The sequence below is a fragment of the Sagittula sp. MA-2 genome, from assembly GCF_030126985.1.
In the GTDB taxonomy this organism is placed as follows: Bacteria; Pseudomonadota; Alphaproteobacteria; order Rhodobacterales; family Rhodobacteraceae; genus Sagittula.
Genome location: NZ_CP126145.1, coordinates 1,338,643 through 1,359,646, shown reverse-complemented (window position 1 = coordinate 1,359,646; position 21,004 = coordinate 1,338,643). Strand labels below are relative to the sequence as shown.

The window sequence follows — 21,004 nt, the reverse complement described above, 5'->3', positions numbered from 1 at the left end:
GCGCCCGCCCGGTCTCAGTGGTTGTCGCGGGGCAGGTCCCTGCGGATCTTCTGGTAGGCCGTCGCCAGTTCGAGGCAGCCGCCCTCGGCCAGTTGCCCGACGTGCGTGCGGTAAATCTCCTGCCACGGCGTCTGGTGATGGATCTCCGGTGCCACCCAGGCGTCGATGCGGGCCTGCCACTCCGCCTCGTCCACCAGCGCATCCATGCGCGAGGCGTTGAGGTCCAGCCGTACCCGGTCGCCGGTCTTCAGGTAGGCGAGCCCGCCGCCGACCACCGCCTCGGGAGAGGCGTTCAGGATCGACGGGCTTTCAGAAGTGCCCGACTGCCGCCCGTCGCCCACCGTCGGCAGGTGGTTGATCCCCGCCTTGATGAGCGCGTCCGGCGGTTGCATGTTCACCACCTCGGCCGAGCCGGGATAGCCCACGCAGCCCACGCCGCGGATGAACAGGATCGAATGCTCGTCGATCTCCAGCGAGGCGTCGTTGATCCGGTCGTGGTAATCCTCCGGCCCTTCGAAGACCACGGCCCGGGCCTCGTAGGTGCCCTCCTCGCCCGGCGTCGACAGGAACCGCTTGCGGAAGTCCGGCGAGATCACCGATGTCTTCATCAGCGCGCTGTCGAACAGGTTGCCGGTCAGCACCTTAAAGCCCGCGTTGGTCCGCAGCGGCTCTGCATAGGTGCGGATCACGTCGAGGTCGACGCTTTCCACCCCGGCGAGGTTCACGCCCATGGTGTTGCCCGTGGCGGTCATCGCGCCCTCGTGCAGGCGCCCGGCCTTCATCAGTTCGCCCATGACGGCAGGCACGCCGCCCGCGCGGAAGAAGCTCTCCCCGAGGTATTCACCGGCGGGCTGCATGTTCACCAGAAGCGGCACGTCGAAACCGACCGTCTCCCAGTCCTTCACGTTCAGTTCCACCCCTGCATGGCGGGCGACTGCCTGCAGGTGCGGCGGCGCGTTCGTCGACCCGCCGATGGCCGCGTTGACGATGATCGCGTTTTCGAAGGCCTCGCGCGTCAGGATGTCGGACGGTTTCAGGTCGTCGAGCACCATCTGCACGATGCGCTTGCCGGTCTCGTAGGCCATGGCCATCCGTTCGCGGAACGGCGCGGGGATCGCCGAGGACCCGGTCAGCGTCATGCCGAGCGCCTCCGCCATGGCGTTCATGGTCGAGGCGGTGCCCATGGTGTTGCAGTGCCCCAGCGACGGCGCCGAGGAACAGACGCGCCCCATGAACTCCTCGTAGTCGATCTTTCCTTCGGCCAGCAGGCGGCGCGATTCCCAGACGATGGCGCCCGACCCGGCGCGCTTGCCCTTCCACCAGCCGTCCAGCATCGGACCGCCGTTCAGGGCAATGGCCGGGATGTCCACGGTCGCCGCACCCATAAGCTGCGCAGGCGTGGTCTTGTCGCAGCCGGTGGTCAGCACGACGCCGTCGATCGGATAGCCATGCAGCACCTCCACGAGGCTCAGGTACGCTAGATTGCGGTCCAGCGCCGCGGTCGGGCGCTTGCCGGTCTCCTGGATCGGGTGGACGGGGAATTCCATCGGAATGCCGCCCGCCTCGCGGATGCCCGCCTTGATCCGGTCCATCAGGAAGACGTGGATCTTGTTGCAGGGCGCGATGTCGCTGCCTGTGTTGGCGATCCCGATCACCGGGCGGTCGGACATCAGCTCTTCGCGCGTGTAAGTGCTGTTCTGGTAGCGCTCCACGTAAAGTGCGGTCATGCCCGGGTTGTTCGGATTGTCGAACCACTCCTGGCTGCGGAAACGCTTCTTCGCGCGTGTGTCTGACATACTCTTCCCTCCCTTCCCCGTTTCGGGCGATTCCCGGCGCGGGCTTCGCGGCATCCTCGCCATTTGGTATACCAAATGCAAGCACCGCCCTTGACAAGATCGGCCCGCCCCCGTGCTATGCCACCCGGAGAGGGCCGCCGCCCTGTGCGCGCCCGAGGGAGGACATCATGAACCGTGCGCTGCCCATGCTCGCCGTGGCGTGGCTTGCTGCCCTGCCCGCTTGGGCAGAGGAGCCCCTGACACCGGCCATCGACACCGCGGCCGTGGCCGGATGCGTGGCCGAGGCTCAGGCGCGCAAAGCCGCCCCCGACATCTGCATCGGCCCGACGCTGGCGGGCTGCGGCAGCCTGCCTGCCGACGCCCCGGCGCTGGCCACGCTCTGCTATGACGAGGCGCGCCGCCAGCTGGCGGAGGCCACGGCGGCACGGCTGACCCTGCTCGACGATACGGCGCCCGAACCGCTCGCCCTGCGCGCCCGTGTCGAGGCCAAGTACGACCTGCTCTCCGGCCTCCTGCAATGCGACCGGCTGGAGGAGCTGGGGCGGCTCGACGACACGCCCGCAGAGACCCTCGCCCTGCAGAAGACCCGCTGCGAGGCGACCGCCTCCGGCCTCGCCTACATCCGCCTGCTGTGGCGCGTGGCGCCAGACGACCAAGACCTGACACCGCCGGACGGCCCGGCCCAAGGAGACTGACCCATGATCGAAGAACCGCCCGTCCTGACCATCGTCGAAGGCGCGCCCACCCCGACGCCGGAGCAGATCGCCGCGCTGAAGGGGGTGGAGACCGCCTTCATCTGCGACGCGATGGGCGGGATCGCCGCCATGTCCACAGCCATCGCGCCGCTGGGCCTCGGGGAAGAGCTTGACCGCCACGTGGTGGGCCGCGCCCTGGTGGCCGACAGCGGGCCGATGGACATCATGGCGACCCTCGCCGCCGTCAATCTTCTGACGCCGGGCGACGTGGTGGTCCATGCCGCACATGGCCACGGCGGCTGCGCCACCATCGGCGACCAGTTGTCCGGCATGCTGAAGAACGCGGGCGCCGCGGCCTTCGTCACCGACGGGCCGATGCGCGACTTCGACGGCATCCGCGCCACCGGCCTGCCCTGCTGGTGCACCGGCCTGAACCCGAACTCGCCCTATGCCAACGGCCCCGGCACCCTCGGCGGCACGGCCGTTGTCGGCGGACGCCAGGTGGCGACGGGCGACATCATCGTGGCCGACCGCAACGGCGTCGTGGTCATCCCCTACGCCCGGATCGACGCGGTGATCGCCAAGGCAAAGGCGGTCGCGCAGATGGAGAAGGAGCTTGAGGTCAAGGTGAAGGACGGCTTCTGCACCCCGCTGGACATCGACGCCATGCTGGCAGACGGTCGCGCGAAGAAGGTGTAGGGGCCGCGCGGGCGGCCCGCCGATCCGGAGAGGCCGCCCTTGCCCCACGACCCGCACATGCCCTGCCGCTTCCGCCCCGCGACCGGGGCCGAAGCCGATACCCTCGCCGACATCCGCGTCGCGGCAATGCGCCCGAGCCTCGAGGCCATCGGGCGCTTCTCGCCGGAGCGCGCCCGCGAACGGTTCCTGAAGGGCTTCGATCCGGCGGACACAACGGTGATCGAATGCGGGGATGAGATCGCCGGCTTCTTCGTCGTGCGGCGGCGGAAGGATCACCTCTACCTCGACCACCTCTATGTCACGCCGTCCCGACAGGGCCGCGGACTGGGTTGGCGCGTCGTCTCGGACCTGCAGGCACTGGCCAGGGCCGAAGGGCTGCCGATCCGCCTGATGGCGCTGAACGGCAGCCCTGCCAATGACTTCTACAAGCGGTGCGGGTTCGAGATCGTGTCTTCCGACGCGCTCGACACGATCTATGCATGGCAGGCGCGGGCCACGTCCTGAAACGTCCGGGTCCGCTCCGTCAGGTCATGAACCGGCTGCGGCGGCCCTGCCGACCAGCGCAACCGCCGCAGCATCTGATTTCTAAGAGCGTGCACGCAAACTGCTCCACCGCCGGATCAGCTGTCGCCGGACACTCGCGGAAAGCGGAAAAATATCGGCGTCCCCTGCGGTTCTTCACAGCCCAATCGCGTCCCTAGGCTCAAAGCCACCAGACGCCACGTCTCGCGACAGCCTGTAGGGCGGGGCTTCGCGCCGCCCCGCCGCAGCCGTCAGGCAAAGGCGCTCTTCATGCCGCCCGACATCTGTGTCCGGAAGATCGAGGTGTTGTCCTTCGCGGGCGGCAGCGGCATCCGCACCGGCACCTGCTCCAGCCTTGGCGTGAAACAAGGCTCGCCGGTGATGATCCGCTCCTGCAGGTCCGCCCAGAAGCCGCGCTGGCCCAGCCCGTGGATGTAGCTCGACGCGCCCAGAAGCGGCCAGGCATCGGCACTGGCGCATTCGTAGAACAGGATCTTGCGCGCCCGGTCGGACCGGTTCGGGGCCGAACCGTGCAGCGCGCGGACGTGGTGCACCGTCATGTCGCCCGCCTTCCCGGTCAGCGTCACCGCCTTCGACAGATCGAAGTCCGGATCGTCCGGCGACACCGCCCCGCAGAAATACCCGTCGTGGTGGTGCGACAGCACCGGTCCGCGGTGCGAGCCCGGGATCACCATCAGCGGCCCGTTCTCCTCGTCCATGTCCTCCAGCAGCACGCCGAAGGCCAGAAGGTCGTCATTGGTCGCGGGGTAGAAGGCCCAGTCCTGGTGCCATTCCACCGCCGCCCCGCCGCCCGGCGCCTTGCAGTTCAGCTTCGACGTGTTGATGATCGTCGACGGGCCGAGCAGATCGTTCAGCACCTCCGTCACCCGCGACGCCGTCAAGAGCTGCCAGAAGAACGGATCGTTCCGGTGGGGCAGCTTCACCCGGGTCAGGCGCGGCGTGTCTGTCGAATGCCCCTTGTCGAGATCGTAGAGCTCGTCGCTCTCCGTCACGCTTCGCGATCCTTCGATCCAGTTGGTGACGATGGACTGCGCCCGGGACAGCTCCTCCGCCGTCAGCACGGCTTCGACCTTCAGGTATCCGTTCTCGGCGTAAAACGCTTTCTGTGCCTCCGTCAGCATCCGCGCTCCTCCCTGCGTCCGACTCGATGGTACCGATACCACCGTTGCATGGTATCGGTACCATCGCTACAGCAAGGGTGTCAAACGCGGACGGGACAGGCATGACGGAACAACGGAAATGGGTGACGATGGGCGATGTGGCGCGCCAAGCGGGCGTGGGCAAGATCACCGTCAGCCGCGCCCTGCGCACCCCCGGCAAGGTCAGCCCCGACACGCTGACCCGCGTCATGACGGCGGTCCGGGACCTGGGCTACGTCCGGGACGAAACCGCCGGCGCCCTGTCCTCGCAGCGTTCACGCATCGTCGGCGCGCTCGTCTCGACGCTGGAACAGTCGGTCTTTGCCACCACCATTCGCGGGCTGGAGGAAGGCCTGCGCGACGGCGGCCTGCAACTTCTGCTCGCCAGCACGGGCTACGCGCCCGAGACGGAGGCCGCGCTGATCGCCACCCTGCTGGGCCGCCGCCCCGACGCGCTGGTGCTGACCAGTTCGCTGCACACGCCAGAGGCGCGGCGCCTGCTGGACGGGGCGGGCCTGCCGGTGTTCGAACTCTGGGAGCTGCCGGAGGATCCGGTCTTTGCCGCCGTGGGGTTTTCCAACCGGGCGGCGAGCCGTGACATGACCCGTCACCTCGCGGACAAGGGCCGCGAAAGTATCGCCTTCCTGCGCACCGACCGTCCCGCCGACACCCGGGCGGAGATGCGCCAGCAGGGCTATCTGGACGTGGTGGCAGAGCCGCGCATCCTTGCCGTGCCCCCCGATCCCGGCCTCACCGGCCCGGACTATGGCGCGCAGGGGCTGGCGCAGATCCTCGACCGCTGGCCCGACACCGACGCAGTGGTCTGCGTGTCGGACACGCTGGCGCTCGGCGCCTGGTGCGAGGCGATGCGCCGCGGCCTTCCGGTGCCGCAGAGGCTTGCGCTGACGGGCTTCGGCGACACCGACTTTGCCGGGGCATCGGGCATCGGCCTGACCACGGTGCGGGTCGACGGCGACACCATCGGGCGCACCGCCGCCGCGATGATCCTAGAGGCCACGGCCGGCGAGGACATCCCCCGCCGCACCGTCGATCTGGGCTACACGCTGATGCTGCGCGGGACGGCCTAGCGGCCCTTCGCCGCTTCCTCCGCCATCTCGACCCCGTTCAGCCGTGCCACATGGTCGGCCAGCCAAGGCACGTAATCCTGCGCATGGCCGATGGCCTCCGCATGGACGAAGTACTGCCGCGCGGCGCCCAGCATCAGGGTCATCACGTCGGCCTCCGCCGCCATCGAACCCGCATACTTCAGGTCCTTCGACGCGTTGGCGATGGAGAACTTGTGAACCTCGCGCTCCCCGTCGACGACGCAGCGCATGAAGGTGTCGAAGAAGCCGTTGCCCAGCCGCGAGGACCCGATGACCTTCTGCACCATCTTCGGCGGGATGCCCGCCTTGGCGCCCAGCACCGTGACCTCCGCATAAAGCGCGGCGTAGCCCATCGAGATGGTGTTCATCAGGAGCTTCATCTTGTGGCCGGCGCCGACACCGCCCACGCGGTTGATGTTGCCTGCCCAGCACTCGATCACCGGCAGCACGCGGTCAAAGACCGCCTCGTCCGCGCCCACCATCGCGTCGAGCGTGCCTTCCTCGGCTTCCTTCGGGGTCCTGCCCAGCGGCGCATCGACGAAATGCCCGCCCTTCTCGGCCAGTTCCGCCGCCAGTACCATGGTGGAGGTCGGGTCGGCCGTGGTGCAATCCACCACGATCAGCCCTTCGCGCGCCCCTGCCAGCAGCCCGTCCTCGCCGCGGAAGACCGATTCCACCTGCGGCGAGTTCGACAGGCAGATGTGGACGATGTCGCACTGTTCCGCCATCTCGCGCGGGCTTGCCGCCTCGGTCGCGCCCATGCCCACGAGGCTCTCCACCGGCGTGCGGTTGCGGTTGCCCTTGACCATCATCGGATGGCCGTTCTGAAGGATGTTCTTGGCCATCCCGTGCCCCATGTAGCCCAGCCCGATGAAGCCGACCTTTGCCTTGTCCGACATATCCATTCCTCCCATGTCGCTGAAATTTCTGCGCCTGCGGGCTGGCGGGCGGGCGCCTTTGCGTCAGCAAACAGTGCCGTCCGCCAGCCCCGCGATCCGTTACAGCCGCGCGGTGATCCCCCCGTCCACGTACAGGACGTGGCCGTTCACGAAACTCGCCGCGTCCGAGCAGAGGAACACGCAGGCGCCTGCCAGCTCCTCCACCCTGCCCCAGCGGCCCTGCGGCGTGCGCTCCTCAAGCCAGCGGCAGAACTCCGGGTTCTCCACCAGCGCCTTGTTCAGCGGCGTGTCGAAATAACCCGGCGCGATGGCGTTGACGTTCAGCCCCTTGGGCGCCCAGTCGGTCGACATGCCCTTCGTCAGGTTCGCCACCGCCCCCTTCGAGGCTGTGTAGGGCGCGATGCCCGGCCGCGCCTGCAGGGTCTGGACCGAGGCGATGTTGACGATCCGCCCCGCGCCGCGCCCGATCATGTGCCGCGCGCAGGCCTGCCCCACGTAGAAGGCCGAGGCCACGTTGGTCCGCATCAGCCGGTCGAAGATCTCCGGCGGGAACTCCTCCAGCGGCGCGCGGTGCTGCATGCCGGCATTGTTGATCAGGATGTCGATGGCGCCCGTTCCGGCCTCGAATCCGTCGACCGCCTCCCGCGCCGCCGCCGCGTCCGTCACGTCGAAGGGCAGCACCTCGACCTCCGCCCCCTCGCCGCGCAGCACATCTGCCGCCGCCTCCAGTTTCTTCACGCCCCGCGCGTTCAGCACGAGCGATGCGCCCGCCTGCGCCAGCCCGCGCGCCAGTGCGAAACCGATCCCCATGGAGGCGCCCGTGACAAGCGCCCTCCGGCCCGACAAGTCGAAAAGTCCCATGTTCCTCCCGGCGGTCTGTCTTCGCGCGTTGACATCCCTGCGCCCAGCCGCTTTGTTCCAAATGGTATACCATCCGCGAAGCGATGCAACCCGAGGTGCGCGAAGACGCCCCGCTCGCGATGGTCACCGGAGGACCACATGCCACACACGACAGGCGCGCGATGCTGACCTTCGCCGCCGCCGTCTTCTTCCTGATCGTGACACCCGGACCCGGCGTGCTCTCGACCGCCGGGCTGGGCGCCGCCTACGGCTTCCGCGCCGGGCTGCGCTATCTGATCGGCCTGTTCATCGGGACGAACCTCGTGGCGCTGGCGGTGATCTCCGGCGTCGCGGCCATCGTGCTGTCGGTGCCGGTGATCCGCTGGGTGCTCATGGTGGCTTCCATCGGATATCTCCTGTTCCTCGCCTCGCGCATCGCCTTCGCGGGCTCGCGCCTCGCCTTCATCGAGGCCAAGGCCCCGCCCGCCGTAGGCGCCGGCATCCTGCTGCAGGCGATCAACCCGAAGGCCTATGCCGTCAACACCACGCTCTTCGCCGGCTTTCCCTTCGCCCCCGACAATCTCGTGTTCGAGACCGTGGCCAAGCTCCTGATCGTCAACACGATCTGGATTCCGATCCACCTCGGCTGGCTCTTCGCCGGGGCGTCGCTGCACCGCCTCAACCTCTCCGACCGCAGTCAGCGGATCATCAACATCGCGATGGCCACCTCCATGCTGCTGGTTGTCGCCCTTGCCCTCTATTCCGGCCTGAAGAATGCCTGACACATTGCACACCCACGCCCTCACCCGTCTCACCGCCCTGCTCGGCGACCGGCTCGTCACCTCGGAGGCCGACCGCCGCCTGCACGGCCAGAACGAGACCTACTACCCCAACACCCCGCCCGACGCCGTGGCCTACCCGGAGACGACCGCCGAGGTCTCGGAGATCGTGAAGATCTGCGCCGACACCGGCACGCCCGTCACCCCCTACGGCGCCGCCAGTTCGCTGGAAGGCCAGCACCTCGCGGTCCAGGGCGGCATCAGCCTCGACTTCGCGCGGATGAACCGGCTGCTTTCGGTGTCTGCCGAGGACCTGCTCTGCACCGCGCAGCCGGGCCTGACCCGCAAGCGCCTGAACGAGGACCTGCGCGACACCGGGCTCTTCTTCTCCGTCGATCCCGGCGCCGATGCCTCGCTGGGCGGCATGGCCGCCACCCGGGCCTCCGGCACCACCGCCGTGCGCTACGGCACCATCCGGGAGAACATCCTCGCGCTCGAGGCGGTGATGGCGGACGGCACGATCATCCGCACCGGGTCGGAGGCGCGCAAGTCCGCCACCGGCTACGACCTCACGCACCTGCTGATCGGGTCGGAGGGCACGCTGGGCATCATCACCGAGCTCACGCTCCGTCTGCACGGCCTGCCCGAATCCGTCGCCGCCGCCACCTGCCGCTTCCCGTCCGTCGAGGACGCGGTGAACTGCGTGATCCTGACGATCCAGTCCGGCCTGCCCATGGCGCGCATCGAACTGCTGGACCACATGATGGTGCGCGGCTTCAACCGCTACGCCCAGGCCGACCTGCCGGAGGAACCGCACCTCTTCCTCGAATTCCACGGCTCGGAGGCCGGCGTGGCCGAACAGTCCGCCGCCTTCCGCGAGATCGCCGCCGACTTCGGCGCCTCGGGCTGGAAGGACGCCGTGAAGGCCGAGGACCGCAACGCGCTCTGGGCCATGCGCCACAGCGCGCATTACGCATCGGCCGCGCTCGGCGAAGGCCGCCACATCTGGCCCACCGACACCTGCGTGCCGATCTCGAAACTGGCGGAGGCGGTGACATGGGCGCAGACCCGCGCCGCCGAGATCGGGCTGACGGCCACCATCGTCGGCCACGTCGGCGACGGCAACTTCCACGTTGGCCTCTCCGTCGATCCCGAAAACCCGGCCGAGATGGCGCGCGCCCATGACTACACCCACGCGCTGGGAGAGATGGCGCTGCGCCTGCGCGGCACGGTCAGCGGCGAACACGGCATCGGCATCGGCAAGCAGGATTTCATGACCGCGGAACACGGCCCTGCCGTCCCCTTCATGCGCGCCATCAAGCAGGCGCTCGACCCCGGGGGCATCCTGAACCCCGGCAAGTTGCTCCCGCCCGCCTGACATGCGACACCCTGAGTTTTCGGACGAAAACTCTGCCCCTTCAGGACTTTTCGAAGAAAAGTCCTCTGCCACGGAAAGACGACTGATGACACTGAGAAACCCCGACCCCAAAGGCACCTTCCTCGCCCGCGTCCAGCGCCCCGGCACAGGCCCCTGCATCGCCCGCCTCGACGGCGACACGCTGGTGGACATCACCTCGAAGACCGCGCCGACGATGCGCGACCTGCTCGAACTCGACGACCCTCTGGCCCATGTCCGCGCGGCAGAGGGCGAGAGCTTCGCCACCCTCGCCGACATGGGCACCGGCGGCCTGGAACTGCTCGCCCCCTGCGACCTGCAGGTGGTCAAGGCCTCTGGCGTCACCTTCGCCCAGTCCATGGTCGAACGGGTGATCGAGGAGCAGGCCGCCGGCGATCCCGACCGGGCGGAAGCGATCCGCACCCGGGTCGGCCGGATCATCGGCGACAGCCTCGCGGGCCTCGTGCCCGGCTCCGAGAAGGCGGCGGAGGTCAAGAAGGTCCTGCAGGCCGAGGGCCTCTGGTCGCAATACCTCGAGGTCGGCATCGGCCCGGACGCGGAGGTCTTCACCAAGTGCCCCACCCTCGCCGCCGTGGGCCATGGCGCCGACGTGGGCCTGCACCCCATGTCGCGCTGGAACAACCCCGAACCGGAGGTCGTGCTGGCCGTCACGTCGAAGGGCGACATCGTCGGCGCCACGCTGGGCAACGACGTCAACCTGCGCGACGTCGAGGGCCGTTCCGCGCTGCTTCTGGGCAAGGCCAAGGACAACAACGCCTCCGCCTCCGTCGGGCCCTTCCTGCGGCTCTTCGACGAGACCTACGGCATGGCGGATGTCGAATCCGCCGAACTCACCCTGACGGTCGAGGGCGAGGACGGCTACACGCTCAACGGCAGTTCGTCGATGTCGAAGATCTCGCGCCCGCCCGCCTCCATCGTCGGGCAGACCATCGGCAAGCACCACCAGTACCCCGACGGCTTCTTCCTCTACCTCGGCACGCTCTTCGCGCCGACCGAGGACCGCGACACCAAGGGCCAGGGCTTCACCCACAAGGTGGGCGACGTGGTGACCATCGCCGAGCCGAAGCTCGGCGCGCTGACCAACACCGTGCGGCTTTCCACCGACTGTGCGCCCTGGACCTTCGGCGTGGCGGCCCTGATGCGCAACCTCGCACAAAGGGGGCTTCTGTGAACTTCCTCTCCATCGGAGAAATCATGGTCGAACTGGCGCCCGCGGGCGAAGGGCTGCTGCGGCAGGGCTTTGCCGGGGACACGTTCAACACCGCATGGTACGCCCGCCGCCTGCTGCCGCCCGGCTGGACGGTCAGCTACGGCACGGTGATCGGCGAGGATGCGGTGTCCGAGGACATGGCCCGCTTCATCGCCGGCGAAGGGCTGTCGACCGACGCGCTGGCCCGCCACCCCGACCGCACCGTCGGGCTCTACATGATCTCGCTGAAGGACGGCGAGCGGAGCTTTTCCTACTGGCGCGGCCAGTCGGCGGCAAAGACGCTGGCCGACGATCCGGCGCGGCTGGCGGACATGCTGAAGGGCCGCGACAATATCCATTTCTCCGGCATCACGCTGGCGATCCTGCCCCCCGAGGCGCGCCGCACCTTCCGCGACGCGCTTGCCACCGCGCGGGCCGAAGGCGCGCACATCAGCTTCGACACCAACCTCCGGCCCCGCCTCTGGGAAGGGACCGACGCCATGCGCGACGGCCTGACGCTCGGCGCCTCCGTCGCCGACACCGTGCTGCCCTCCTTCGACGAGGAACAGACCGTCTTCGACGACAAGACGCCCGAGGACACCATTGCCCGCTATGCCAATGGCGGCGCCACCTGTGTCGCGGTCAAGAACGGCGGCGCGGCGGTGACCGCATGGGCGTCCTCCGAAGGCAGCGCCGAAATCGCCCCGCCCCGCGTCGAGCAGGTCGTGGACAGCACTGCGGCAGGCGACAGCTTTGCCGCGGGCTTCCTCTGCGCGCGGGCCGAAGGGGCATCCGCGGCCGAGGCGGCCCACCGCGCGGCGGACCTCGCCTCGCGGGTCATCCAATATCGCGGCGCGCTTGCGCCGGCCATCTTCACGGGAGACGAGACATGAACATCCTCATCATCGGCGGCGCGGGTGTCGTCGCCAGAAAACTCGCACGCGCCCTCGCGGACAAGGGCACCCTGCGCGGCAAGGACATCAGCAAACTGACGCTGGCCGACATCGGCGAGGCCGAGACGGTCGACGCGCCCTTCCCGGTCGAGACCGCGCAATGCGACATCACCGATCCGGCCTCCGTCGCGAAGATCATCACCGAAGAGACCGACGTCATCTACCTGCTCGCCGCCGTCGTTTCGGCCCATGCCGAGGAGGACTTCGACTTCGGCTACAAGGTCAACATGTTCGGCACGCTGAACGTGCTGGAGCGCTGCCGCGCCCTCGGGACGAAGCCCGTTCTGGTCTTCACCTCCTCCATCGCCGTCTTCGGCGGCGAGGTGCCGCAGCCGTTCCACGACCACTCCGCGCTCAACCCGCAGATCAGCTACGGCGCGCAGAAGGCCATCGGCGAACTGCTCGTCAACGACTACACCCGGCGCGGCTTCATCGACGGGCGCGGTTTCCGGCTGCCGACGATCTCCGTCCGGCCCGGCAAGGCCAACCGCGCGGCCTCGTCCTTCATGTCGTCGATCTTCCGCGAGCCGCTGCAGGGCCAGGAAGCGGTCTGCCCGGTCGACGAGGCATTTCCGCATTTCTACCTCTCGCCGAAGCAATGCGCGCTGAACCTCGTGACCGGCGCCGAGATCCCGGCCGAGGACCTCGGGCTCTGCCCGACCATGACCATGCCGGGCCGGGTCTGGACCATCCGCCAGATGATCGACGCGATGACCGCCGTCGCCGGGCCCGAGCCGGCCAAGCTGATCCGCTGGGAGGAACAGCCCGAGATCGCGCATATCCTCAAGGGCTGGCGGCTCGACGTCCGCCCGCAGAAGGCCGAGCGCCTGGGCCTGAAGGCCGACGACAGCTTCGAGGACAACATCCGTTACTTCCTGGAAGAGGACATCGTGCGCTGACCCGGCGCACGATCCACGAAGCTCACCAACGCCACAGGACCACCACACCCCGAAAGGAGTGCACATGCCCGATTTTGCCATCTATCCGAGCCTGAAAGGCAAGTCCGTCCTCGTCACCGGCGGCGCCTCCGGCATCGGCGCCGAGATCGTGAAGGCCTTCGCCGCGCAGGGCGCGCGCGTGGGTTTCGTCGATTTCGACGAGAAGACCGCCGAGGCGCTGGTCGCCGATACCGAGGGCGAGCTGGCTTTCGAACCCTGCGACCTGCGCGACATCGACCAGCTCCGCGCGGCCTTTGCCCGGATCGCCGACCGCATCGGCGCGCCGACCGTGCTGGTCAACAACGCCGCCCGCGACGACCGCCACGGCTGGGAAGACGTGACGCCCGAGTACTGGGACGAACGCTTTGCCACCAACTTCCGGCACATGTTCTTTGCCATCCAGGCGGTGGTGCCGGGCATGATCGAGGCCGGCGGCGGGTCGATCATCAACATGGGGTCGAATTCCTGGTGGGAGAAATCCACCGGCATGCCCGCCTACACGGCCGCGAAGTCCGCCGTGCACGGGCTGACGCGGTCCTCGGCCAAGGAGTTCGGCAAGCACCGCATCCGGGTGAACGCCGTGGTGCCCGGCTGGGTCATGACGGAGCGCCAGAAGGAGCTCTGGGCCACGCCGGAAAAGCTGGACGAACACCTCAAGGGCCAGTGCCTGCCCGACCTGATCGAGCCGGTCTACCTCGCCCGGATGGTGCTGTTCCTCGCGTCTGACGATTCCGCCATGTGTACGGCCAGCAACTTCTTCGTCGAGGCCGGGTCCGTGTGAGGCGCGGGGGGGGGGGCGCCGCCCCCCTCTTGGCCTGACGGCCAATTCACCCCCGGAGGTATTTTCCGCCAAGATGAAGGTGGAGGTCGTACTCTCGGTAGAGGGGGTTGTGCCGGGCGGTTGACGGTCCGCGCCCCGCTGTCGCGGGCCTGGCCGGGCGGCGGCCGTTTCGGGCGCCGCCCGGCAGAGCGGTCAGTTGACCGGCGTGACGAGATCCTTGCCTTCGAGGAAGGCGGTGACGTTGGCCAGTTGCAGCTCGGCCATGGCGCGGCGGGTTTCCACCGTGCCGGAGCCCTGGTGCGGCTGCAGGTGCACGTTCTTCAGCTTGCGGAAGCGCGGGTCGATGTCGGGTTCGTTCAGGAAGACGTCGAGCGCCGCGCCGCGCAGCTGGCGTTTCTCCAGCGCGTCGAGAAGCGCGCCCTCGTCCACCGTGGTGCCGCGCGAGATGTTGACCACCACGCCCTCGGACCCCAGCGCCTCGAGCGCCTCCGCACCGACGAAGTTGCGGGTCTCCTCGCCGCCGACCAGCGCGATCACCAGCCAGTCCACCGCACCGGCAAGAGAGACCACGTCGGAGTGGTAGGTCCAGCCCGGGGTCTCCTTCTCGGAACGGGCGAAGTAGTGGATGTCCATCTTGAAGGCCGCCAGACGGTCCGCGATCTCGCGCCCGATGCGGCCCAGACCCACGATGCCCACGGTGCCGCCCGACATCTTGCGGTTCAGCGGCAGCGACTGCTGCGCCCATCCGCCCGAGATGGTCAGCGCGTGGCCGCGCACCATGTCGCGCGAGAAGGCCAGCATCATGCCCACCGCCAGGTCTGCCACATCGTCGTTCAGCACGTCGGGCGTGTTCGTCACCGCGACGCTGCGGGCCGAGGCCGCGTCCACGTCGATGGCGTCGTAGCCCACGCCGAAGTTCGCGATCAGGCCGAGGTTCGGCAGGGCGTCCATCGCCTCCGGACCGAAGGGGGTGTGGCCCTTGAAGGCCACCGCCCGCACTTCCGTCCGGAGCGTGGTGTCCATCCCGGCGATGTCCTCGGGGGAGGAAACGAAGGCGGCGGCATGGGCACCGGCGAGACGCCCGCGCTCTTCCTCGGTGAATGCGTTGCCGACGATCAGCAGATTGGTCATGTTATTTTTCCTTTCTGGCCTCCAGCAAGCCGCGGATGCGGCGCAGGGCCTCTTCTATGTTCTCGGTCGAATTGGCGTAGGAGAAGCGCAGGTAGCCCTCTCCGTAGGCGCCGAAGGAGGTGCCGGCGACCGTGGCCACGCCTCCTTCCTCAAGGAACAGCGTCTGCGCCTCCATGGCGGAAAGACCTGTCCCCTCGATATTGGGGAAGGCGTAGAACGCGCCCGCCGCGTCGGCGCAGCGCACCCCCGGCAGCGCGTTCAGCCCGTCGACGATCACCTTGCGGCGGGTGTCGAAGGCCTCGTTCATCGCGGCGACCCCGTCCTGCGGGCCTTCCAGCGCGGCAATGCCGGCGAACTGCGTCGCGGCGTTCACGCACGAGTGGTCGTTGACGCAGAGCCGGGTGACATGCTCCACCAGCTGTTCCGGCCAGACCGCGTAGCCCAGCCGCCAGCCGGTCATGGCGTAGCGCTTCGACCAGCCGTCGAGCACGATCAGCCGGTCGCGGATCTCCGGGTATTGCAGCAGCGAGACGTGCTCGCGCCCGCCGTAGAGCATTGTCGAGTAAATCTCGTCCGACAGGATCGCGACGTGCGGGTGTTCTGCCAGACCGGCAACCAGCTTGTCGACCTCTTCCTTCGGCGTGACACCGCCGGTCGGGTTCGCGGGCGAGTTGATGATGATCAGCCGGGTCGCGGGCGTGATCTGGGCCAGCACCTCCTCGGCTGAGAAGGCAAAGCCGTTCTCTTCCTTCAGGGCCATCGGCACGGCCTTGGCGCCGCTGTACCGGATGACCGACTCGTAGATCGGGAAGCCGGGGTTGGGATAGATGATCTCGGCCCCCGGTTCGCCGAACATCAGGACGGCGAAGAACATGGTGGGCTTGCCGCCCGGCACGACGACCACGTGATCGGGGTTCACCTCGACGCCGTGGCGCCTGTCGAGATCGGCGGCCACCGCCGAGCGGAGCTGCGGCAGGCCGTTGGCCGGGGTGTAGCCATGGGCGCCGTCGTGCAACGCCTTCACCGCCGCCTCGACGATGTGGTCGGGCGTGCGGAAATCGGGCTGGCCGATCCCGAGGTTGATGATGTCACGCCCCTGGGCGGCCAGCGCACCCGCGCGTGCCAGCACCACGAAAGCCGATTCAGTTCCGAGCCGCGACATCCCCGCGGCAAGCGTCAGTTGCGCCATGTGTCCTCCCCCGGCCATCGCCTCGCGGCCGCTCGGAAATCTGGTATACCGGTTTGCCGGGGTTTGAAAGCCTCTCGGCCCGGCGGCGCCCGGCCTGCGGACGTGCCCGCACCCGTGATGGATTTCATCACGGGCTAGCTGTAATTCCATCAGGTTTGCAAGAATCTATCACGGCGCGGCCCGGCACGGCTTGCCGTGGCGTCCCCCAGTCGTTAGCGATAGCACAGCGCGGGTGACAGGTTGTCGCGGCGCTGCTAACGTCCCGATGTTCCGTTCCGCCATGGGAGGGCGAGGACGGTCAACACGGCCCGCCAAGGGGCCGGACAACAGTTGGAGGAGACATCCATGAAGAAGATCCTGCTCACGGCCACCGCCGTTGTGGCACTTGCCGCACCGGCATTCGCCGAGCGTTACGTCATGATCACCCACACCCAGGGCACCGACCCGTTCTGGCCGGTCGTCGAGAAGGGTGGCAAGGACGCCGCCGCCGCCGTGGGCGCCGAACTGGAATACAACTACGACGCATCCGGCGACATGTCCGCGATGGCCAAGCTGATCGAGGCGGCCGCCGCGACCCAGCCCGACGGCATCATCGTCTCGCTGCCCGACGCCGATGCGCTTGGCGGCGCGATCAAGGGTGCGGTGGATTCCGGCATCCCGGTCATCACGATCAACTCCGGCCTCGAGGCGTCGAAGGAAGTGGGCGCGCTGATGCACATCGGCCAGCCCGAGAAGCTCGCGGGCCAGGCCGCCGGTGAGCGCGCCAAGGAAGAAGGCGTGACCAAGCCGCTCTGCCTCAACCAGGAAGCCTACAACACCGCGCTTGCGGACCGTTGCCAGGGCTACTTCGACGCGATGGGCATGGACCTGAACATGATCGACGTGTCGAACGACGTGGCGCAGATCAAGACCCGCACCGCGGCCGCACTGCAGGCGGACGAGTCGATCGACGGCCTGCTGGCCACCGGCCCGCACGTCTGCGAAGCCGCAGCCGCCGCGGTCGAGGAAGTGGGCGCCGACGTGCACCTCTCCTGCTTCGACCTCTCTCCGGGCGTGATGAACCTGATCGAGGCGGGCCAGGTCGCCTACACCATCGACCAGCAGCAGCGCCTGCAGGGCTACCTGCCGGTGATCTTCCTGCATCTCTACAACACCAACGCGGGCATGCTGCCGGGCTCCGACGTGCCCTCCGGCCCGGGCTTCGTCGATGCGTCGAACGCAGGCGACGTGGCAGACCAGGCCGGCGTGAACCGCTGAGGCACCGGCATTGTTTGTAAGGTGACAATGGGGGGACAGACGGACAACCGCCTGTCCCCCTTCTTGCAAGAGACCTTGCCCGTCGGGAGGACGGGACCCAATCGATAAAAAGGGGGACAGGATGTCTGATCGCAGCGAAGCGGACAGGCTTGTGAGGGAATCCGGGCTTCAGAGACTGCTCCGGCGGCCCGAAGTCGGCGCGTTCAGCGTGATGCTGGTGATCGTCGTGGCACTCGCCATCGCATCGGATTTCAAGGCCTTCAATCCGCTCGGCCTCAAGAACAACATCGCCATCGTCGCACAGTACGGCATCATCGCCACCGGCGCCGCCGCCCTGATGATCGCAGGCGAATTCGACCTTTCCATCGGCTCCATGATCGGCTTCACAGGGATGATCATGGCCATGGTGCTGAAATACGGCTTCCTGCCGCTGGGCATCCCGCCCGGCCTGCCCGTCGCCGCATTCCTGATCGCGCTCACCGCGGCGCTCTTCCTCGGCTGGGTGATCGGCACGATCGTGGTCCGGTCGGGCCTGTCGTCCTTCATCGTGACGCTGGCGTTCCTGTTCTTCCTGCGCGGCGCGACCGAGGCCTCCTACCGGCTCATCAACCAGTCGACGCAGATCTCCGGCCTGCAGGACTTCAAGGAAACCTCCTGGTTCGCCAACATCCTCGGCGGCGAGGTCTTCGGCTGGTTCTACGACGCGTGGTTCATGCTGGGCGGCAACCTCAACCGGCGCGGCGAACAGTGGGTCACAGGCTTCGACGCGCGCTTCCTGTGGTGGCTGGTGATCGCGGGCGTGGCGTGGTTCGTCCTGTCGCGCACCCAGCTCGGCAACTGGATCTACGCCACCGGCGACGACAAGAACGCGGCCCGCGCCAACGGCGTTCCCACCAACAAGGTTGAAGATCGGCCTGTTCATGTTCACCGCCTTCTGCGCCACCATGTTCGCCGCCTGCCAGGTGTTCGACACCAACACCGCGGACGCCGCCAAGGGCAACCTGCTTGAGCTTTTCGCCATCGCCATCGCCGTTGTCGGCGGCACGCTGATGACCGGCGGCTTCGGCTCCATCCTGGGTGTGGCCTTCGGGGCGATCACCGTGGGGCTCGTGGCCAACGCCGTGTTCTTCATCCCGTGGATCGACGGGTCGTGGTTCCGCGTCTTCGTGGGCACCATCCTGCTGGCCGCGGTCTTCGCCAACGAACGCATCCGCAAGCGCATCACGGGGGGGATATGATGACCGTCACCGTCCAGACACCGACGACCCGGAACAGGGAGTGCGCGACATGACCGAACCCTATCTCCGCGTCGAGAACGTCATCAAGAAGTTCGGACCCTTCACCGCGCTGAACGGCGTCAACCTCGAGGTCTACCCCGGCGAAGTGCACGCGCTTCTGGGCGACAACGGCGCCGGCAAGTCCACCCTCATCAAGACGCTGGCGGGGGTGCACGAACCGACCTCCGGCCAGCTTTACATCGAGGGCAAGCCGGTCAACTTCCGCTCGCCGCGCGATGCGACGGCCGCTGGCATCGGCACGGTCTACCAGGACCTCGCGCTGAACCAGCTCATGTCGGTGACGCGCAACTTCTTCATGGGGCGCGAACTGAAGGGGCCGCTCGGCACCATGCGCATGTCCGAGATGGACCAGATCGCCCATGACGAGATGGCCAAGATCGGCATCAACTTCTCCGATCCGACGCAGGCCGTGGGCACCATGTCCGGCGGCCAGCGCCAGACCCTCGCCATCGCGCGCGCCATCTACTTCGGCGCCCGCGTGCTGATCCTGGACGAACCGACCTCCGCGCTCGGCCAGAAGCAGCAGATGGAAGTGCTGAAGACGATCATGCGGGTGAAGAAGCGCGGCGACATCGCCATCATCTTCATCACCCACAACGAGATCCACTCGCAGCTCGTGGGCGACCGCTTCACCTTCCTCGCCCTGGGCGAAGTCATCGGCTCCGGCAAGAAGGGCGAGCTGACCCACGACGAGATCCGCCGCCTGATGGCCGGCGGGACAGAGATGAAGGACCTCGCCGGCGAACTGGCCGCGATCTGACGTATCCTTTGAAGACAGGCGCAAGGGCGGGGCCACGGTCCCGCCCTTCGTGTTTGCTTTGCCCTTCCGCCTGTGGTCCGATGCGCCTGCGCGGATGGCCACCGCCCCTGCGCGCGACGCCCTCTCGGCCCCTCACACAGGACGATGCCCATGCTCGACCGCCTCGACGACAATCTCTGGAGCGTCGGCGGCCCGGACGTCGTGGCGGCGCTGGGGTTCAGCTATCCGACCCGGATGATCGTGGCCCGGCTGCCGGACGGCGGGCTGTGGGTGCATTCGCCCGTCCGCCTGACCGACGACCTGCGCGCCGCACTGGCCGGCGTCGGTCCCGTGGCCCACATCCTTGCACCGAACGCCCTGCACGACACCTGGCTGGCGGACTGGGCCACGGCCTTCCCCGACGCTGCTGTCTGGACGGCCCCCGGCGTCGCGGGGCCCGAACGCGCGCAGGTGGTCGAAACCGCCCCCGCTGTCTGGCAGGGCGTCTTCGACATGGTCCTGTTTCCCACTCGCCTCGCCCGGGAGCTGGTGCCCTTCCACCGCCCCTCCGGCACGATCCACTTCACCGACCTCGTGCAGCACCTGTCGCCCCGGCGCTATCGCGGGTGGCGGTCGGTCGTGGCCCGCCTCGACGGCATGACTGCCCCCGCCCCCCGCGTGCCGCGAAAGTTCCGGCTGGCCACCGCCCCGCGCGACGACGCCCGCGCCGCCCTGCGCGTGATGCTGGGCTGGCCGGTGACACGGATGACCATGGCACACGGGCCGGTCACACCGCAGCCCGACCTGGCGGCGCTCTTCGACTGGCTCTAGGAGCCGCCGATCTCCGTCCTCAGCAATTGCTGGAAGGCCACCGGGCTCAGGGCGCCCGGCTGCTCGAACGGGTCCGAGAAGGCGTAGATCACGTACATCACCAGCCCGCTGAACGCGCCGTAGACACTCAGCAGCATCAGGTGCAGCCGCGTCGGCGAAAAGACGAAATACGGCACCGTCACCAGCACCAGCCCCGACAGCGCCGCAACCCAGAACAGCATGTTCACCTCGTGCAGCGCCGTGTTCTGGCGCTCCTGCCGCAGCTCCGCGATCAGCTGCGCCTTGTGAACCATGTGCGTCCGCAGGTCCTCCTCCCGCGCGGTGCGGGGTTCGAGGTCGAGGACGGCAAGGTAGATCTTCTCCCGCAGTTGCCAGCCCTCCGCGCTCAGCGCCCGGTCGGCGGCCAGCTCCTGCCATTCCTCCTCCACCACCAGATGGGTGTAGCGCGTCAGCGCGGGCTGGACCTGTGCCGGGACATCCTCGCCGTAGCGGGCCGCGTCGTTCCAGATGTCGGCGATGGCTGTGGCTTCCTCCGTCAGGTTGCCCTGAAGCTGGGTGTAATCCACCAGCTCCTGCGCAAAGACCAGCGCAAGGATCAGCCCGTGCAGCGCCGAGACGCGGATGATCACCGATCCCGCCAGCGTCTGCGTGTCGTCGGAGAAGCGCTGCCCCGCCAACAGCCGCACCGCGAAATAGACCGTCCAGGCGATCAGCACGGTGCCGCCCACGAACAGCACAGGATAAAGCATGTCGAGCACCCGCGTTCCCCCCTCTCGGCCCCCGTC

General features: G+C 68.1%; 22 protein-coding genes. 15 read left to right on the top strand and 7 right to left on the bottom strand.

The window, feature by feature from the left end; translation table 11 throughout:
• Window positions 1-14: 14 nt before the first annotated feature.
• Window positions 15-1,796, bottom strand: a complete 1,782-nt coding sequence (locus QNI11_RS06815; RefSeq protein WP_283982841.1) for an IlvD/Edd family dehydratase — start codon at window positions 1,794-1,796, stop codon at window positions 15-17.
• Between the two features lie 167 nt (window positions 1,797-1,963).
• Between QNI11_RS06815 and QNI11_RS06810 the strand changes: the two genes are divergently transcribed.
• The 3 genes from QNI11_RS06810 to QNI11_RS06800 are packed head-to-tail and all read left to right on the top strand — an operon-like array spanning window position 1,964 to window position 3,694.
• Window positions 1,964-2,491 carry a hypothetical protein gene (locus QNI11_RS06810; protein ID WP_283982840.1) on the top strand — a complete coding sequence of 176 codons (528 nt, stop codon included), beginning with the start codon at window positions 1,964-1,966 and terminating at the stop codon, window positions 2,489-2,491.
• 3 nt (window positions 2,492-2,494) lie between these two features.
• The gene (locus QNI11_RS06805) at window positions 2,495-3,190 is read left to right on the top strand and encodes an RraA family protein (protein WP_283982839.1); all 696 of its coding nucleotides are present in this window, start codon (window positions 2,495-2,497) and stop codon (window positions 3,188-3,190) included.
• Window positions 3,191-3,229: 39 nt separating this feature from the next.
• Entirely contained in the window at window positions 3,230-3,694 is a 465-nt protein-coding gene (locus QNI11_RS06800) for a GNAT family N-acetyltransferase (protein ID WP_283982838.1), read from the top strand.
• A gap of 269 nt (window positions 3,695-3,963) precedes the next feature.
• Here QNI11_RS06800 and QNI11_RS06795 read toward each other — a convergent pair whose 3' ends face one another.
• Window positions 3,964-4,854 (bottom strand): phytanoyl-CoA dioxygenase family protein, encoded by an 891-nt coding sequence (locus QNI11_RS06795; protein WP_283982837.1) that lies wholly within the window; start codon window positions 4,852-4,854, stop codon window positions 3,964-3,966.
• A gap of 101 nt (window positions 4,855-4,955) precedes the next feature.
• Between QNI11_RS06795 and QNI11_RS06790 the strand changes: the two genes are divergently transcribed.
• The gene (locus QNI11_RS06790) at window positions 4,956-5,960 is read left to right on the top strand and encodes a LacI family DNA-binding transcriptional regulator (RefSeq protein ID WP_283982836.1); all 1,005 of its coding nucleotides are present in this window, start codon (window positions 4,956-4,958) and stop codon (window positions 5,958-5,960) included.
• Here QNI11_RS06790 and QNI11_RS06785 read toward each other — a convergent pair.
• Both QNI11_RS06785 and QNI11_RS06780 read right to left on the bottom strand, forming a co-directional pair.
• A complete protein-coding gene (locus QNI11_RS06785) occupies window positions 5,957-6,877 on the bottom strand; it encodes an NAD(P)-dependent oxidoreductase (protein WP_283982835.1) in 921 nt (306 codons plus the stop codon). The two genes, QNI11_RS06790 and QNI11_RS06785, sit on opposite strands and share 4 nt — an antisense overlap.
• 99 nt (window positions 6,878-6,976) lie before the next feature.
• The gene (locus tag QNI11_RS06780) at window positions 6,977-7,738 is read right to left on the bottom strand and encodes an SDR family oxidoreductase (RefSeq protein WP_283982834.1); all 762 of its coding nucleotides are present in this window, start codon (window positions 7,736-7,738) and stop codon (window positions 6,977-6,979) included.
• 161 nt (window positions 7,739-7,899) lie between these two features.
• Here QNI11_RS06780 and QNI11_RS06775 point away from each other — a divergent pair, with 161 nt between their 5' ends.
• The 6 genes from QNI11_RS06775 (at window position 7,900) to QNI11_RS06750 (ending at window position 13,774) form a co-directional block, all read left to right on the top strand.
• On the top strand, window positions 7,900-8,499 hold the full coding sequence (locus QNI11_RS06775) for a LysE family translocator (protein WP_283982833.1): 600 nt from the start codon (window positions 7,900-7,902) through the stop codon (window positions 8,497-8,499).
• Entirely contained in the window at window positions 8,492-9,874 is a 1,383-nt protein-coding gene (locus QNI11_RS06770; RefSeq protein WP_283982832.1) for an FAD-binding oxidoreductase, read from the top strand. Before QNI11_RS06775 ends, QNI11_RS06770 begins: the two co-directional genes overlap by 8 nt.
• 85 nt (window positions 9,875-9,959) lie before the next feature.
• Window positions 9,960-11,084: a fumarylacetoacetate hydrolase family protein gene (locus QNI11_RS06765; protein ID WP_283982831.1), complete on the top strand. Its 1,125-nt coding sequence runs from the start codon at window positions 9,960-9,962 to the stop codon at window positions 11,082-11,084.
• Complete coding sequence (locus tag QNI11_RS06760; protein WP_283982830.1) at window positions 11,081-11,995, top strand: sugar kinase; 915 nt, start codon at window positions 11,081-11,083, stop codon at window positions 11,993-11,995. Before QNI11_RS06765 ends, QNI11_RS06760 begins: the two co-directional genes overlap by 4 nt.
• Window positions 11,992-12,954, top strand: coding sequence for a D-erythronate dehydrogenase (gene denD, locus QNI11_RS06755; RefSeq protein ID WP_100927257.1), 963 nt, complete (start codon window positions 11,992-11,994; stop codon window positions 12,952-12,954). The genes QNI11_RS06760 and denD overlap by 4 nt, the downstream gene beginning before the upstream one ends.
• Before the next feature lie 64 nt (window positions 12,955-13,018).
• Window positions 13,019-13,774 carry an SDR family NAD(P)-dependent oxidoreductase gene (locus QNI11_RS06750; RefSeq protein WP_100927258.1) on the top strand — a complete coding sequence of 252 codons (756 nt, stop codon included), beginning with the start codon at window positions 13,019-13,021 and terminating at the stop codon, window positions 13,772-13,774.
• Window positions 13,775-13,966: 192 nt separating this feature from the next.
• Here QNI11_RS06750 and QNI11_RS06745 read toward each other — a convergent pair whose 3' ends face one another.
• On the bottom strand, window positions 13,967-14,905 hold the full coding sequence (locus tag QNI11_RS06745) for a 2-hydroxyacid dehydrogenase (protein ID WP_283982829.1): 939 nt from the start codon (window positions 14,903-14,905) through the stop codon (window positions 13,967-13,969).
• Window position 14,906: 1 nt separating this feature from the next.
• Complete coding sequence (locus tag QNI11_RS06740) at window positions 14,907-16,094, bottom strand: pyridoxal phosphate-dependent aminotransferase (protein ID WP_283982828.1); 1,188 nt, start codon at window positions 16,092-16,094, stop codon at window positions 14,907-14,909.
• A gap of 345 nt (window positions 16,095-16,439) precedes the next feature.
• Here QNI11_RS06740 and QNI11_RS06735 point away from each other — a divergent pair, with 345 nt between their 5' ends.
• From QNI11_RS06735 to QNI11_RS06715, 5 genes are all read left to right on the top strand, one after another.
• Window positions 16,440-17,351 carry a sugar ABC transporter substrate-binding protein gene (locus tag QNI11_RS06735; RefSeq protein ID WP_283982827.1) on the top strand — a complete coding sequence of 304 codons (912 nt, stop codon included), beginning with the start codon at window positions 16,440-16,442 and terminating at the stop codon, window positions 17,349-17,351.
• A gap of 121 nt (window positions 17,352-17,472) precedes the next feature.
• Window positions 17,473-18,360, top strand: a complete 888-nt coding sequence (locus QNI11_RS06730; RefSeq protein ID WP_283982826.1) for an ABC transporter permease — start codon at window positions 17,473-17,475, stop codon at window positions 18,358-18,360.
• Complete coding sequence (locus QNI11_RS06725; RefSeq protein ID WP_283982825.1) at window positions 18,272-18,589, top strand: hypothetical protein; 318 nt, start codon at window positions 18,272-18,274, stop codon at window positions 18,587-18,589. Before QNI11_RS06730 ends, QNI11_RS06725 begins: the two co-directional genes overlap by 89 nt.
• Before the next feature lie 49 nt (window positions 18,590-18,638).
• Window positions 18,639-19,409, top strand: coding sequence for an ATP-binding cassette domain-containing protein (locus QNI11_RS06720; protein WP_283982824.1), 771 nt, complete (start codon window positions 18,639-18,641; stop codon window positions 19,407-19,409).
• A gap of 150 nt (window positions 19,410-19,559) precedes the next feature.
• Window positions 19,560-20,219, top strand: a complete 660-nt coding sequence (locus QNI11_RS06715; protein WP_283982823.1) for a DUF4336 domain-containing protein — start codon at window positions 19,560-19,562, stop codon at window positions 20,217-20,219.
• Here QNI11_RS06715 and QNI11_RS06710 read toward each other — a convergent pair.
• Entirely contained in the window at window positions 20,216-20,968 is a 753-nt protein-coding gene (locus QNI11_RS06710) for a hypothetical protein (protein ID WP_283982822.1), read from the bottom strand. The two genes, QNI11_RS06715 and QNI11_RS06710, sit on opposite strands and share 4 nt — an antisense overlap.
• Window positions 20,969-21,004 lie beyond the last annotated feature (36 nt).

Excerpts from the sequence above, each read along its gene's own strand:
- QNI11_RS06770 (WP_283982832.1), top strand. The coding sequence starts at position 8,492 with ATGCCTGACACATTGCACACCCACGCCCTCACCCGTCTCACCGCCCTG.
- QNI11_RS06780 (WP_283982834.1), bottom strand. The coding sequence starts at position 7,738 with ATGGGACTTTTCGACTTGTCGGGCCGGAGGGCGCTTGTCACGGGCGCC.
- QNI11_RS06790 (WP_283982836.1), top strand. The coding sequence starts at position 4,956 with ATGACGGAACAACGGAAATGGGTGACGATGGGCGATGTGGCGCGCCAA.
- QNI11_RS06740 (WP_283982828.1), bottom strand. The coding sequence starts at position 16,094 with ATGGCGCAACTGACGCTTGCCGCGGGGATGTCGCGGCTCGGAACTGAA.
- QNI11_RS06795 (WP_283982837.1), bottom strand. The coding sequence starts at position 4,854 with ATGCTGACGGAGGCACAGAAAGCGTTTTACGCCGAGAACGGATACCTG.
- QNI11_RS06745 (WP_283982829.1), bottom strand. The coding sequence starts at position 14,905 with ATGACCAATCTGCTGATCGTCGGCAACGCATTCACCGAGGAAGAGCGC.
- QNI11_RS06810 (WP_283982840.1), top strand. The coding sequence starts at position 1,964 with ATGAACCGTGCGCTGCCCATGCTCGCCGTGGCGTGGCTTGCTGCCCTG.
- QNI11_RS06805 (WP_283982839.1), top strand. The coding sequence starts at position 2,495 with ATGATCGAAGAACCGCCCGTCCTGACCATCGTCGAAGGCGCGCCCACC.
- QNI11_RS06720 (WP_283982824.1), top strand. The coding sequence starts at position 18,639 with ATGACCGAACCCTATCTCCGCGTCGAGAACGTCATCAAGAAGTTCGGA.
- QNI11_RS06725 (WP_283982825.1), top strand. The coding sequence starts at position 18,272 with ATGTTCACCGCCTTCTGCGCCACCATGTTCGCCGCCTGCCAGGTGTTC.
- QNI11_RS06785 (WP_283982835.1), bottom strand. The coding sequence starts at position 6,877 with ATGTCGGACAAGGCAAAGGTCGGCTTCATCGGGCTGGGCTACATGGGG.
- QNI11_RS06765 (WP_283982831.1), top strand. The coding sequence starts at position 9,960 with ATGACACTGAGAAACCCCGACCCCAAAGGCACCTTCCTCGCCCGCGTC.
- QNI11_RS06715 (WP_283982823.1), top strand. The coding sequence starts at position 19,560 with ATGCTCGACCGCCTCGACGACAATCTCTGGAGCGTCGGCGGCCCGGAC.
- denD (WP_100927257.1), top strand. The coding sequence starts at position 11,992 with ATGAACATCCTCATCATCGGCGGCGCGGGTGTCGTCGCCAGAAAACTC.
- QNI11_RS06775 (WP_283982833.1), top strand. The coding sequence starts at position 7,900 with ATGCTGACCTTCGCCGCCGCCGTCTTCTTCCTGATCGTGACACCCGGA.
- QNI11_RS06710 (WP_283982822.1), bottom strand. The coding sequence starts at position 20,968 with ATGCTTTATCCTGTGCTGTTCGTGGGCGGCACCGTGCTGATCGCCTGG.
- QNI11_RS06730 (WP_283982826.1), top strand. The coding sequence starts at position 17,473 with ATGTCTGATCGCAGCGAAGCGGACAGGCTTGTGAGGGAATCCGGGCTT.
- QNI11_RS06750 (WP_100927258.1), top strand. The coding sequence starts at position 13,019 with ATGCCCGATTTTGCCATCTATCCGAGCCTGAAAGGCAAGTCCGTCCTC.
- QNI11_RS06735 (WP_283982827.1), top strand. The coding sequence starts at position 16,440 with ATGAAGAAGATCCTGCTCACGGCCACCGCCGTTGTGGCACTTGCCGCA.
- QNI11_RS06815 (WP_283982841.1), bottom strand. The coding sequence starts at position 1,796 with ATGTCAGACACACGCGCGAAGAAGCGTTTCCGCAGCCAGGAGTGGTTC.